Annotated in this window: 1 protein-coding gene; it reads right to left on the bottom strand. The window is 71.8% G+C overall.

Features of this window, described 5'->3' with window-relative positions; genetic code table 11:
- Nucleotides 1-14,510 (bottom strand): SDR family NAD(P)-dependent oxidoreductase (locus AB0K21_RS44010; protein WP_364159066.1); only part of this gene is annotated, 14,510 nt, incomplete at its 3' end.
- Nucleotides 14,511-14,543: the final 33 nt, after the last annotated feature.

The raw sequence follows: 14,543 nt of genomic DNA, 5'->3' as shown, positions 1-14,543 counted from the left end.
GCCACCACCCGCGCCCCGTCCTGCACCGACAACGCCCCGGCCACCACCGCCGCCGCGATCTCACCCTGCGAATGACCCACCACCGCATCCGGACGAACCCCCAACGACTCCCACACCGCCGCCAACGACACCATCACCGCGAACGACACCGGCTGCACCACATCCACCCGCTCCAACCCCGGAGCACCCTCCACACCCCGCACCACATCCAGCAACGACCACCCCGACCAGTCCACGAACGGCTCCAACGCCGCCGCACACTCCGCCATCCGCCCCGCGAACACCGCCGACTCCTCCAGCAGCCGCGCGCCCATGCCCGCCCACTGCGCCCCCTGACCCGGGAACAGGAAAACCGTCCTGCCCTCGACATCCGCCACACCCTGGACCACACCGGGCACCGGCTCATCCGAGCCGACCACGGCCAGCCCCGCCAGCAGACCCGCACGATCCCCGCCGACCACCACCGCACGGTGGTCGAACACCGACCGCGACGACACCAGCGAGAAGCCCACATCCGCCAGGCCAAGCTCGCCCCGGGCCTGCAGATGCGCAGTCAGTCGCCCGGCCTGTGCCCGCACCGCGTCGGCCGTACGGGCCGAGATCACCCAGGGCAGCACGCCGTCTGCCGGACCGGCGGGCTCATCGACCGCCGGTTCCGCCACCTCCGGCCCCTGCTCCAGGATCAGGTGGGCGTTGGTGCCGCTGATCCCGAACGACGACACCCCGGCCCGGCGCGGGTGACCGTTCCGTGGCCACTCGACCGGTTCGGTCAGCAGCTCCACCGCACCCGAGGCCCAGTCCACGTGCGAGGACGGCTCGTCCAGGTGCAATGTCTTGGGCAGCACGCCGTGCCGCAGAGCCATGACCATCTTGATAACACCCGCCACGCCCGCGGCGGCCTGGGTGTGGCCGATGTTCGACTTGATCGACCCCAGCAGCAGCGGACGGTCCTCCGGCCGGTCCTGGCCGTAGGTGGCCAGCAGCGCCTGCGCCTCGATCGGGTCACCCAGGGCGGTGCCGGTGCCGTGCGCCTCGACCGCGTCCACCTCCGCGGCGGACAGCCCGGCGACGGCCAGGGCCTTGCGGATCACCCGCCGCTGCGAGGGGCCGTTCGGCGCGGTCAGACCGTTGGACGCGCCGTCCTGGTTGATCGCCGACCCGCGAACGAGTGCGAGCACCCGGTGGCCGTTGCGCTGCGCGTCCGACAGCCGCTCCAGCATCACCAGACCGACGCCCTCGGACCATCCGATGCCGTCCGCCGAGTCGGAGAACGCCTTGCAGCGGGCATCCGGTGCCAGGCCGCCCTGCTCGCCGAGCTCCCCGAACGCCGCGAGGGTCGATATGACGGTGACGCCGCCGGCCACCGCGAGCGAGCACTCCCCGTTGCGCAGGGCCTGGGCCGCCATGTGGATGGTCACCAGCGACGACGAGCACGCGGTGTCCACCGTCACCGCCGGGCCCTCCAGACCCAGGGTGTAGGAGATCCGGCCGGAGGCCACGCTGGCCAGCTGCCCGGTCATGATGTGACCGCGAGACTCTTCCCCGGGCATGTAGCCCGAGCCGACGGAGCCGATGAAGACGCCGGTGTCGCTGCCCCGCAACGAGTCCGGGTCGATGCCGGCGCCTTCGAGGACCTCCCAGGCGGCCTCCAGCAGCAGCCGCTGCTGCGGATCCATCGCCAGCGCCTCACGCGGCGAGATCCTGAAGAACTCCGCGTCGAACTCGGGCGCGTCGAAGACGAACCCGCCCTTCAGCTCGATGTCGCCATGGGCCTGCCAGCCTCTGTCGGTCGGCAGTGGGGTGATGGCGTCCTGCCCCTCGATGACCAGCCGCCACAGGTCCTCGGGGGAGTTCACCCCGCCGGGGTAGCGGCAGGCCATCGAGACGATGGCGATCGGGTCGTCCCCGACCGAGGCCGCGGCCACCGGCAGGATGGCGTCGCCGTGCGCGCCGAGCACCTCGCTCAGCAGATACTCTCCCAGCGCGGTGGGGGTGGGGTAGTCGAAGACGAGGGTGGAGGGCAGCCGCAGCCCGGTGGCGGTGTTGAGGCGGTTGCGCAGTTCGATCGCGGTCAGCGAGTCGAAGCCCAGCTCGCGGAACTCCCGCCTGACGTCCACCGCCTCCAGCGAGGGGTACCCGAGGACGGCCGCGGCCTGGGTGCGGACCAGGTCGGTCACGAACCGGGTCCGCTCGGCCTGCGTCAACCCGGCCAACTGCCGCAACAGGGTGCCCTCACCCAGGGCGGGCGCCGATGCCGCCGTACGGCGGGTGCCGCGCACCAGGCCGCGCAGCAGCGGCGGCACCAGCGGGGCGGGCATCGCCGGTATGTTCAGCCGTACCGGGACCACCAGCGGTGCATCCGAGTCGATGGCGGCGTCGAACAGGGCCAGCCCCTGCTCGGTGGTGATCGGCGGCAGCCCGGCGGCGGTCATCCGCTGCACATCGGCCTGCGACATGGCCCCGGTCATCCCGGTGGCCTGCGCCCACAAACCCCAGGCCAGCGACAGCCCCGGCAGTCCCTGCGCCCGGCGCCGCGCCGTCAACGCGTCCAGCCAGGCGTTCGCCGCCGCGTAGTTACCCTGACCCGCGCCGCCCATCAGCCCGGCGAGCGAGGAGAACACCACGAACCCGGCCAGATCCATGCCCTCGGTCAGCTCGTGCAGGTGCCACGCCGCGTCCACCTTCGGCCGCAGCACGTTGTCCAGCCGCTCCGGCGTCAGCGAGGCGATCGTGCCGTCGTCCAGCACACCGGCCGCGTGGATCACCGCGGTCAGCGGGTGATCGGCAGCCACCCCGGCCAGCAGGTCGGCCACCGCGTCCCGGTCGGCCATGTCGCAGGCGGCGACGGTGACCTCGACCCCGTGCGCGATCAGCTCGGCCTGCAACTCCGCCGCACCCGGAGCCTTCAGACCACGGCGGCTGACCAGCAGCAGATGCCGCATCCCGTGCTCGGCCACCAGGTGCCGGGCCACCTCCGCGCCCAGACCGCCGGTGCCGCCGGTGATCAGCACCGTGCCCTGCGGGTCCCAGACCCGGGGCATCGTCAGCACGATCTTGCCGGTGTGCCTGGCCTGGCTCATGAACCGGAACGCCTCCCGGCCCCGGCGCACATCCCAGGTCGTCACCGGCAACGGCCGCAACTCACCCGCCGCGAACAGCTCCATCAACTCGGCCAGGATCTGCCGCAGCCGCTCGGGCCCGGCGTCCAGCACGTCGAACCAGTGGTACTCCAGGCCGGGGAACTGCTCCTGGTCGCGGATGTCGAGTTTGCCCATCTCCACGAACCGGCCCCCGGGGCGCAGCAGGCGCGCCGAGGCGTCGATGAACTCACCCGTCAACGAGTTGAGCACCACATCGATGCCCCGCTCACCGCAGACCTCCCGGAAGCGGTCCTCGAACTCCAGGGTGCGCGAGGAGGCGATGTGATCGTCCGGGATGCCCATCGACCGCAGCACGTCCCACTTCGCCGGACTGGCCGTGGCGAACACCTCGACCCCGAGCCGCTGGGCCAGCTGGATCGCCGCCATCCCGGTCCCACCGGCGCCCGCGTGCACCAGCAGCGACTCGCCCTCGCGCAGGCCGGCCAGATCCATCAATCCGTAGTAGGTGGTGAGGAACGAGACCGGGATCGTCGCGGCCTCCTCGAAGGAGACTCCGTCGGGGATCCTGGTCACCCCGCCGGCACCGGTGACCACCACCGGGCCGAAACCGCCCTCGGTCAGACCGACCACGCGGTCACCCACGCGCAGGTCCTCCACGCCGGGACCGACCTCGACCACCACACCGGCGGCCTCGCCACCCATCAGGCCGACCTTGTCCTGGAACCACCCCAGCGCGTTCAACCCGTCCAGCAGGTCACGGAAGTTCACCCCCGCCGCGCGCACCGCCAGCCGAACCTGACCGGCCTCCAACGGCTCGGCCGCCTGCGGGAACGGCAGCAACTCCAACGCGTCCAGGCTGCCCTTGGCCCGGCTGCCCAGCCGCCACGCCTTCTCACCGGCCGGAGGCAACAGACCCGCACCCGAGGTCAGCGACGCCAACCTCGGCACCCGCACCCCACCCTCACGCACCGCCACCTGCTGCTCACCGGAAGCCAGCACCCCGCTCAGCAGTGCGGGAAGCGCGGCCCTCGGCGCATCGGGCGAGGTCTCATCCGCAGCCGGGTCCGGATACTCGTCTCCGTACTCACCATGGCGCAGATCGACCAGCGCGAACCGGCCCGGGTTCTCCGACTGCGCACTACGCACCAGGCCCCACACGGCAGCGGCCGCCAGATCGGAGACCGTCTCATCGTCACCGGCCGCGACCGCGCCCCGGGTGACGAACACCAGACGCGAGTCACTGAACCGCTCGTCGGCCAGCCACCCCTGCAACAGACCCAGCACCCCGGCCGTCACCGCACGCGCCGAGGCCACCGCGTCCTCGGCAGAATCGGTCACCACCTCGGCCAGCACCGTCCCCGGCACCGGCCCCGCCTCGCCCAACACCGACAGATCATGGTGAACCGGCACCGACTGCCCAGCCGACTCCCACACCGCCGCGAGGCCCAGGGCGTCCGGCTCGAACCCCGAGAAACCGACCACCGCCACCGGCGCCGGATCAGCCACGGAAATCTCGGAAAGCGGGGTCCAGTCCAGCCGGAACAGCCCATCCCGCTCCGCCACCTGACCGCCGCCGACGGCGAGCTGATCAGGTGTGAACGGGCGCAGCACCAGCGAACGCGCCGACAGCACCGGCTCGCCCGCGGTGTCCACCGCCGTCAGCGACACGGCGTCATCGCCCGTCCGGAGCAGTCGCACACGCAGCATCGCCGCCCCGGTGGCCTGCAGGTTCACCTGCCCCCAGGAGAACGGCAACCGGCCGCCCTCGACCGGCTCCAGCCCGGCGAACGGCACCGCGTGCAACGCAGCGTCCAGCAACGCCGGGTGCATCCCGAACGAACCCGCGCTCGACACCGTCTGCTCGGGCAGCGCGACCTCGGCGAACACCTCGCCGCCGGCGCCGCGCCAGGCCACCCGCAGCCCTTGGAACACCGGGCCGTACTCGAAGCCGCCCGCGGCCAGCTCCTCGTACACCCCGTCCAGCCCGATCGCGGTCGCGCCGGCCGGAGGCCAGACCGTCGCGTCGAACGGCTCGGCATCGGGAGCACCGGTGACCGGGGCCCCGACGGCCAGCATGCCGGTGGCGTGCCGCACCCACGGCACGTCGTCGACGGCCTCGGCCGACCGGGCATAGATGTTCACGCTCCGGTGGCCCGTCTCCTGCGTGGCGCCCACCCACACCTGCACCGCGACGGCTTCGCCCTCGCCCAGCGTCAGCGGCGCGGCCAGCGTCAACTCCTCCACCACGTCACAACCGACCTGATCACCCGCCCGGATCGCCAGCTCAAGGAAACCGGTACCCGGAAAGATCACCATCCCGGCCACCGCGTGATCGGCCAACCACGGATGCGACGAGAGCGACAGACGGCCGGTCAGCAGCACCCCGTTGGAGTCGGCCAGGCCCACGGCGGCGCCCAGCAGCGGATGTCCCGCCACCGCCAGCCCCGCCGCGGCCACATTCCCCACCTGGGAACCCGCCCCCACCGGCCAGAACAGCTCATGCTGGAAGGCGTACGTCGGCAGATCCACCCGACGACCACCCGCCAGCACCTGCCGCCAGTCCACCGTCACACCCCGGACGAACAGCTCCGCCGCCGAGACCAGCACCCGCTCCAGACCACCGTCCTCGCGGCGCAACGTCCCGGCGACCACCGCGACGGCGTCGGTCTCGTCGACACACTCGCCGATGCCGACCGTCAGTACGGGGTGCGGACTCACCTCCACGAACACCCGATACCGCTGCTCCAGCAGCTGCCCGACCGCCGGAGCGAAGGCCACCGTGCGGCGCAGGTTCTCACACCAGTACCCGGCCTCCAGCTCCGGACCCTCCACCCACTGACCGGTCACCGTCGACAGCATCGGCACCCGCACCGGCCCCGGCTCCACCCCCGCCAGGACCTGGGCCAGCTCATCGCCGATCAGATCCACCTGCGCCGAATGCGAGGCGTAATCCACCGCGATCCGCCGCACCCGCACGTTCTCAGCGGTCAGCCGCTCGACCAGCTCCTCCACCGCCGCGACCTCACCGGCCACCACCACCGAACTCGGGCCGTTCACCGCCGCCACCGACACCCCCTCCAGCAAAGCGGCCCCAACCCGCTCCACCGACGCCGCCACCGACGCCATCGCCCCCAACCCCGCCAACCGCTCACCGATCAACCGGCTGCGCAACGCCACCACCCGGGCGCCGTCCTGCACCGACAACGCCCCGGCCACCACCGCCGCCGCGATCTCACCCTGCGAATGCCCCACCACCGCATCCGGACGCAACCCCAGCGACTCCCACACCGCCGCCAGCGACACCATCACCGCGAACGACACCGGCTGCACCACATCCACCCGCTCCAACGACGGAGCACCCTCCACCTGACGGACCACCTCCAGCAACGACCACTCCACGAACGGCTCCAACGCCGCCGCACACTCCGCCATCCGCCCCGCGAACACCGCCGACTCCTCCAACAACCGCGCACCCATCCCCACCCACTGCGCCCCCTGACCCGGGAACACCCACACCGACCTACCGTCGATGTCCGCCACCCCGGACACCACCCCGGGCACCGACTCACCCGCGGCAACCGCCCCCAGCCCCGCCAGCAGACCCGCACGATCCCCGCCGACCACCACCGCACGGTGCTCGAACACCGACCGCGACACCACCAGCGACGACCCCACATCCACCGGGTCGAACTCGCCGGCCGCCTCCATCCGCGCACCCAGACGGCTCGCCTGCTCACGCAACGCCTCAGGGGTCCTCGCCGACACCACCCACGGCACCGCACCCGGCGTCTGGCCCTGGTCACGCGGCTCCGCCTCAGGAGCCTCCGGCCCCTGCTCCAAGATCACATGCGCGTTGGTGCCGCTGATGCCGAACGAGGACACACCCGCCCGACGTGGCCGGTCCACCTGAGGCCAGGACCTGGACTCGGTCAGCAACTCCACCGCGCCTTCCGACCAGTCCACATGTGACGACGGCGCGTCCACATGCAACGTCCGGGGCAGCACGCCGTGCCGCAGAGCCATGACCATCTTGATCACGCCCGCCACACCGGCCGCCGCCTGGGCGTGCCCGAGGTTCGACTTGATCGACCCCAGCAGCAGCGGACGGTCCTCGTCCCGGTCCTGCCCGTAGGTGGCCAGCAGCGCCTGCGCCTCGATCGGGTCACCCAGCGTCGTCCCGGTACCGTGCCCCTCGACCGCGTCCACCTCGGCGAAGGACAGGCCCGCGCCGGCCAGCGCCTGACGGATCACCCGCTGCTGCGAAGGACCGTTCGGCGCGGTCAACCCGTTCGACGCACCGTCCTGGTTCACCGCCGAACCCCGCACCACCGCCAGCACCTGGTGCCCGTTGCGCTGCGCGTCCGACAGCCGCTCCAGCACCAGCATCCCGACGCCCTCGGCCCAGTTGACCCCGTCGGCCGCGTCCGCATAGGACTTGCACCGGCCGTCACCGGCCAGCCCGCCCTGCGCGCTGAAGTCGATGAACGGCCCCGGGTTGGCCATCACGGTCACGCCACCGGCCAGCGCCAGCGAGCAGTCGCCACCGCGCAGCGCCTGCGCCGCCAGGTGCAACGCCACCAGCGAGGACGAGCAGGCGGTGTCCACCGTCACCGCCGGGCCCTCCAGCCCGAAGGTGTAGGAAAGGCGACCGGTCGCCACGCTTCCGGCGGTGCCGGTGCCGACGAACCCCATCACCTCCGGCGGGAACGACACACTGGTCGCGTAGTCGTGGTACATCACACCGGCGAACACACCGGTACGGCTGCCGCGCAGCGACGCCGGGTCGATTCCGGCCCGTTCGATCGCCTCCCAGGACGTCTCCAGCAGCAGCCGCTGCTGCGGGTCCATCGCCAGCGCCTCACGCGGCGAGATCCCGAAGAACCCCGGGTCGAACTCCCCGGCCTCGTGCAGGAAGCCACCCTCACGGACGTAGCTGGTGCCCCGGCGCTCCCGATCGGGGCTGTAGAAGGCCGTCGGATCCCAGCCCCGCGTGGTCGGGAACGGCGAGATCGCGTCCGCCCCCTCGGTGACCAGCCGCCACAGGTCCTCCGGCGAGGTGACCCCACCCGGGTAACGGCAGGCCATGCCCACGATCACGATCGGGTCGTCGGCCACCGGCCGGACCTCGGTGGGAACCATCACATCGGCGTGCTCACCGAACAACTCGGCCAGCAGGAACTCCGCCAGCACGGCCGGCGTCGGGTAGTCGAACACCAGCGTGGCCGGCAACCGCAACCCGGTCGTACCGTTCAGCCGGTTGCGAAGGTCCACCGAGGTCAACGAGTCGAACCCCAGCTCGCGGAACTCCCGCCGCACCTCCACCGTCTCCGGTGAGACGTGCCCCAGCACCAAGGCCACCTCGGTACGCACCAGATCCACCAGGACCTCGGCACGCTCGGCCGCTGTGAGCGGAGCCAGCCGCTGCAGCAATGTGCTGGCCGCCTCCGACCTCCCGGCGGACCGGCGCCTGCCCCGCACCAGCTTGCGCAGCAGTGGCGGAACCTCGCCCTGTGCGCGGAGCACCGGCAGATCCAGCCGGACCGGAGCCACGACCGGTTCGCCGGAACGGGTCGCCGCCTCGAACAAGGCGACGCCCTGTTCCGGTGCGATCGGTGGCGTACCGGCACGGGCCAGCCGCTCCATGTCGTCATCGCTCAAGGTGCCGGTCATCCCGCTGTCCTGAGCCCAGGCACCCCAGACCAGCGACAACCCGGGCAGCCCCGCGGCCCCGCGGTGCTGGGCCAGCGCGTCGAGGAACGAGTTGGCCGCGGCGTAGTTGCCCTGACCGGGAGCTCCGATCACGCCCGCCACCGACGAGAACACGATGAACTCGGCCAGATCCATATCCTGGGTCAGCTCGTGCAGGTGCCAGGCGGCGTCCACCTTCGGCCGCAGCACCGCGTCCAGCCGTTCCGGCGTCAGCGAGGGAACGGTCCCGTCGTCCAGCACGCCCGCGGTGTGGATCACCGCGGTCAGCGGATGGTCGGCATCGACCTGCGCCAGCAGCGCGGCGACCTGCTCCCGCTCTGCCACGTCACAGGCGGCGACCGTGACCTCGACCCCGTGCGCGATCAGCTCGGCCCGCAACTCCACCGCACCCGGGGCGTCCAGGCCCCGGCGACTGGTCAGCAGCAGATGCCGCACGCCCCGCTCGGCCACCACATGCCGCGCGAACAGCGCGCCCAGACCACCGGTGCCACCGGTGATCAACACCGTGCCCTCCGCATCCCAGCGCCGGGGCATGGTCAGCACGATCTTCCCGGTGTGCCTGGCCTGGCTCATGAACCGGAACGCCTCCCGGCCCCGGCGCACATCCCACGTCGTGACCGGCAACGGCCGCAGCTCACCGGCGGCGAACAGCTCCATCAGCTCGGCCAGGATCTGCCGCAACCGCTCGGGCCCGGCGTCCATCACGTCGAACCAGTGGTACTCCAGCCCCGGGAAACTCCCCCGCTCACGGATGTCCAGCTTGCCCATCTCGACGAACCGGCCACCCGGGCGCAGCAGTCGCGCCGAGGCGTCGATGAACTCACCCGTCAGCGAGTTCAGCACCACATCGATGCCCCGCTCGCCGCAGACCGCGCGGAACCGCTCCTCGAACTCCAGGGTGCGCGAAGAGGCGATGTGGTCGTCCGGGATGCCCATCGAACGCAGCACCTCCCACTTGGCCGGGCTCGCGGTGGCGAACACCTCCACGCCCAGCCGCTGCGCCAGCTGGATCGCCGCCATCCCGGTCCCGCCGGTACCCGCGTGTACCAGCAGCCTCTCGCCCGCCCGCAACCCGGCCAGATCCATCAGCCCGTAGAAGGCCGTCAGGAACACCACCGGGATCGTCGCCGCCTGCTCGAACGAGAACCCATCGGGAATCCTGGTCAATCCGCCGGCACCGGCGACGACCACCGGGCCGAAACCGCCCTCGACCAGGCCGACCACCCGGTCCCCCGGACGCAGATCCTCGACGCCGGGGCCGACCTCCAGCACCACCCCGGCGGCCTCACTGCCCATCAGGCCGACCCTGTCCTGGAACCAGCCCAGCGCGTTCAACCCGTCCAGCAGGTCCCGGAAGTTCACCCCCGCCGCACGCACCGCCACCCGTACCCGCCCGGCCTCCAGCGGCTCGGCCGCCTGCGGGAACGGAAGCAACTCCAGCGCGTCCAAGCTGCCCTTGGCCCGGCTGCCCAACCGCCACGGCACCCCGGCCGGCGGCAGCAGACCCGCCCCCGACACCAGCGACGCCAACCGCGGCACCCGCACCCTGCCCTCACGCACCGCCACCTGCGGCTCACCGGAAGCGAACAGCGTGGACAGCATTTCCGGCAGAGCCGACAGCGACTCCTGGTGTTCATCCACGTCGACCAGCAGGAACCGGCCCGGGTTCTCGGACTGGGCGCTACGCACCAACCCGCATGCCGCAGCGGCCGGCAGATCCGACACCGCCTCACCGTCTTCGGCCGCGACCGCACCCCGCGTCACGAACACCAACCGTGAATCGCGATACCGATCGTCGACCAGCCACCGCCGCAGCGCGTCCAGGACGTGCGTGGTCAGCTTGTGCGCCGAGCCCACCACGGCATCGGCCGAATCGGAGAGCACTTCGGTCAGTACGACGCTCGGCACCGTGTCCGTGTCCTCGAACTCCAGCGTGCCGAGGCTGACCACCGCCACCGCCGACGGCGCGGTATCGGCCGCCGGCGCCACCCGCGCCGACGGCAACGCCGTCCACTCCACCCTGAACAGTGGATCCCGCTCGCTTCTACGGCCACTTTCGCCGGTGGCCGCCGTGATCGGGCGCAGTACGAGTGACCGCGCCGTCAGTACCGGTTCACCCGCCACGTCGGTCACCGCCAGCGAGACGGCATCGCCTTCGGTCCTGGCCAGTCGTACCCGCAGTGCCGACGCGCCACCGGCGTGCAGACACACCTCACCCCAGGAGAACGGCAACCGGCTCCCCTCGGTGTCGTCCAGCCCGGCGAACGTCACCACGTGCAACGCCGCGTCGAGCAGGGCCGGATGCACGCCGAACGAACCGGCGTCCGACTCAAGCCGGGTCGGCAGGCTCACCTCGGCGAAGATCTCGTCATCACGCCGCCAGGCCGCCCGCAGGCCCTGGAACAGTGGCCCGTAGCTCAGTCCGCCCTCGGCGAGCTGGTCGTACAGCCCGTCCAGCTCGATCGCGGACGCGCCCGCCGGCGGCCAGACTTCGGGATCGAGTCGCTCAGCGGTCTGGCCGCCGGCGGCGAGGACTCCGACCGCGTGCCGTACCCACGGCTCGTCGTCGGCGGCCTCGGCGGGCCGGGTGTAGATGCTCAGGTCGCGTCTGCCCGACTCGTCCGCGCCCACCCACACCTGCACCGCGACGGTGTCGGTTTCGCCCAGTACGAGCGGCGTCGCCAGGGTGAGCTCCTCCACCAGGTCGCAGCCGACCTGGTCACCGGCCCGGATCGCCAGCTCCAGGAACGCGGTGCCGGGGAACAGTACCCTCCCCCCCACGGCGTGATCGGCCAACCATGCCTGGGACCGCAACGACAGCTGGCCGGTCAGCAGTACGCCGTCCGAGGCGGCAAGCGCCACAGCGGCGCCCAGCAGAGGATGCCCTGCCGCGGCCAGCCCCAGGTTCCGGGCGTCGCCCACCCGCCGTTCGCGGGGCCAGTACCACTCGTGCTGGAACGGGTAGGTGGGCAGGTCGACCCGGCGCCCGCCCGGCAGCACCGATCGCCAGTCGACCGGCACCCCGTGCACATGCAGCTCGGCCAGCGCCGTCATCACCGCCGTGTGCTCGTCACGGTCCTTACGCAGTACCGGCACGAGCACGGCATCCGACACGCGCACATCCGCGTCGTCGGCAAGGGTGTCGGCGGCCATGGCGGTCAGCACGCCGTCGGGACCCAGCTCCAGGTAGGCCCGCACACCCTGGGAGTGCAGGGCCCGGATGCCGTCGGCGAAGCGGACCGCGCCACGCACCTGCTCCACCCAGTAGTCCGGCGAGCACAGCTGCTCGGCCGTGGCGGGTTCCCCGGTCAGGGTGGAGACCACCGGGATCTGCGGCGGGTCGTAGGTCAGGGAGCGGGCCAGGGCCCGGAAGTCCTCCAGCATCGGGTCCATCAACGGCGAATGGAACGCGTGCGACACCCGCAACCGCCGCGTCTTGCCCCCCTGCTCCTCCAGCGCGGCGGCGACCTCAAGAACCGCCTCCTCCACCCCGGAGATCACCACCGAGGACGGGCCGTTCACCGCCGCGACCGACACCTCGGTCTCGCGCCCGGCCAGCAGCCCGGCGACCTCATCCTCCGACGCCCGCACCGACACCATCGCCCCACCGGACGGCAACGCCTGCATCAACCGCGCCCGCGCCGCCACCAGCGCACACGCGTCGGCCAGCGACAGCACCCCGGCGACATGCGCCGCGGTGATCTCCCCGACCGAGTGCCCGGCCAGCACATCCGGCACCACGCCCCACGAGGACACCAGCCGAAACAGCGCCGTCTCCACCGCGAACAACGCCGGCTGCGCCCACCCCGTCCGATCCAGCAACTCCGCCTCCGCCGAACCCGGCTCGGCGAACAACACCTCACGCAACGACCCGCCCAGCAACGGATCCAGCTCCGCGACCACCTCGTCCAACGCCGCCGCGAACACCGGGAAACGACCGTACAGCTCCCGGCCCATCCCGGCCCGCTGACTCCCCTGGCCGGTGAACAACACCGCGAGCTCCGGCTGCGCCCCGGCCACCCCGCGCACCACACCCGCGCCCGGCAGGTCCTCGACCAGCGAACCCAGCCCGGCCAGCGCACCATCACGGCCATCGGCCAGCACCACGGCCCGATGCTCGAACGCCGACCGCGTCGTGGCCAGCGAGAACGCGGTGTCGGCCAGGCCCGGACCAGGCTGACCGTCCAGGAACGACACCAGCTGCTCGGCCTGCGCTCGGAGTGCCCCCGCCGTACGGCCCGACACCAGCACCGGTGCCACACCCGTGGCCGCGTCCGCCGGTGCCCGCTCCTGCGTACCCGGCTCAGCGTCAGGGGTTCCCGGGCCCTGTTCGATGATGACGTGCGCGTTGGTGCCACTGAAACCGAACGACGACACACCCGCCCGCCAGGGCCGGTCCACCTGAGGCCAGGACCTGGACTCGGTCAGCAACTCCACCGCGCCGGCCGACCAGTCCACATGCGACGACGGCGCGTCCACATGCAGCGTCTTGGGCAGCACCCCCTGACGCATCGCCATGACCATCTTGATCACACCGGCCACACCCGCGGCGGCCTGAGTGTGACCGATGTTCGACTTCACCGACCCCAGCAGCAGCGGCCGATCCTCCGGCCGGTCCTGGCCATAGGTGGCCAGCAGCGCCTGCGCCTCGATCGGGTCACCCAGCGTCGTCCCGGTACCGTGCGCCTCGACCACGTCCACGTTGGCGGGAGTGAGCCCGGCGCCGGCCAGCGCCTGGCGGATCACCCGCTGCTGCGAAGGACCGTTCGGCGCGGTCAACCCGTTGGACGCACCGTCCTGGTTCACCGCCGAACCCCGCACCACCGCCAGCACCTGGTGCCCGTTGCGCTGCGCGTCCGACAGCCGCTCCAGCACCAGCATGCCGATGCCCTCGGACCAGCTCGTGCCGTCGGCCGCGTCGGCGAACGGCTTGCATCGTCCGTCGCCGGCCAGCCCGCCCTGGGCGCTGAAGTCAATGAACATTCCGGGCGTGGCCATCACGGTCACGCCTCCCGCCAGGGCCAGATCGCACTCGCCCGAGCGCAGCGCCTGCGCGGCCAGGTGCAACGCCACCAGGGAGGACGAACAGGCGGTGTCCACCGTGACCGCCGGGCCCTCCAGGCCCAGCGTGTAGGCGATACGCCCGGTGGCGATGCTTCCGGCGGTCCCGGTGCTGACGAAGCTCCTCACGTCCAGCGGGAACTCGACGCTCGGCCCGTAGTCGTGGTAGATCACACCGGCGAACACGCCCGTGTGGCTGCCGCGCAGCGAGACCGGGTCGATCCCGGCCCGCTCGAAAGCCTCCCACGACACCTCAAGAAGGAGCCGCTGCTGCGGGTCCATCGCCAGCGCCTCACGCGGCGAGATCCCGAAGAACCCCGGATCGAACTCCCCGGCCTCGTGCAGGAAGCCACCCTCACGGACGTAGCTGGTGCCCCGGCGCTCCCGGTCCGGGTTGTACACCACCCCGAGGTCCCAGCCACGCGACGTCGGAAACTCCCCGATTCCGTCCCCGCCCTCGGCCAACAGACGCCACAGGTCCTCGGGAGAGTGGACATCACCCGGAAAGCGGCACGCCATCGACACGATCGCGATCGGATCGTGCCTGCCCGACTCAACCTCCTGAAGCCGCCGACGAGTCTCCCGCAGATCAGCCGCGACCGACTTGAGGTAGTCAACGAGCTTCCGGTCTTCCGACATCGGGGCGTACCTCCGAAGTGCTCCAAGGCGAGC

Origin of the sequence: Streptosporangium sp. NPDC049248 (assembly GCF_040678965.1) — a bacterium.
Taxonomy (GTDB): domain Bacteria; phylum Actinomycetota; class Actinomycetes; order Streptosporangiales; family Streptosporangiaceae; genus Streptosporangium; species Streptosporangium fukuiense.
The sequence above is the reverse complement of the archived record's forward strand: the minus strand, read 5'-3'. Positions and strand labels throughout refer to the sequence as shown.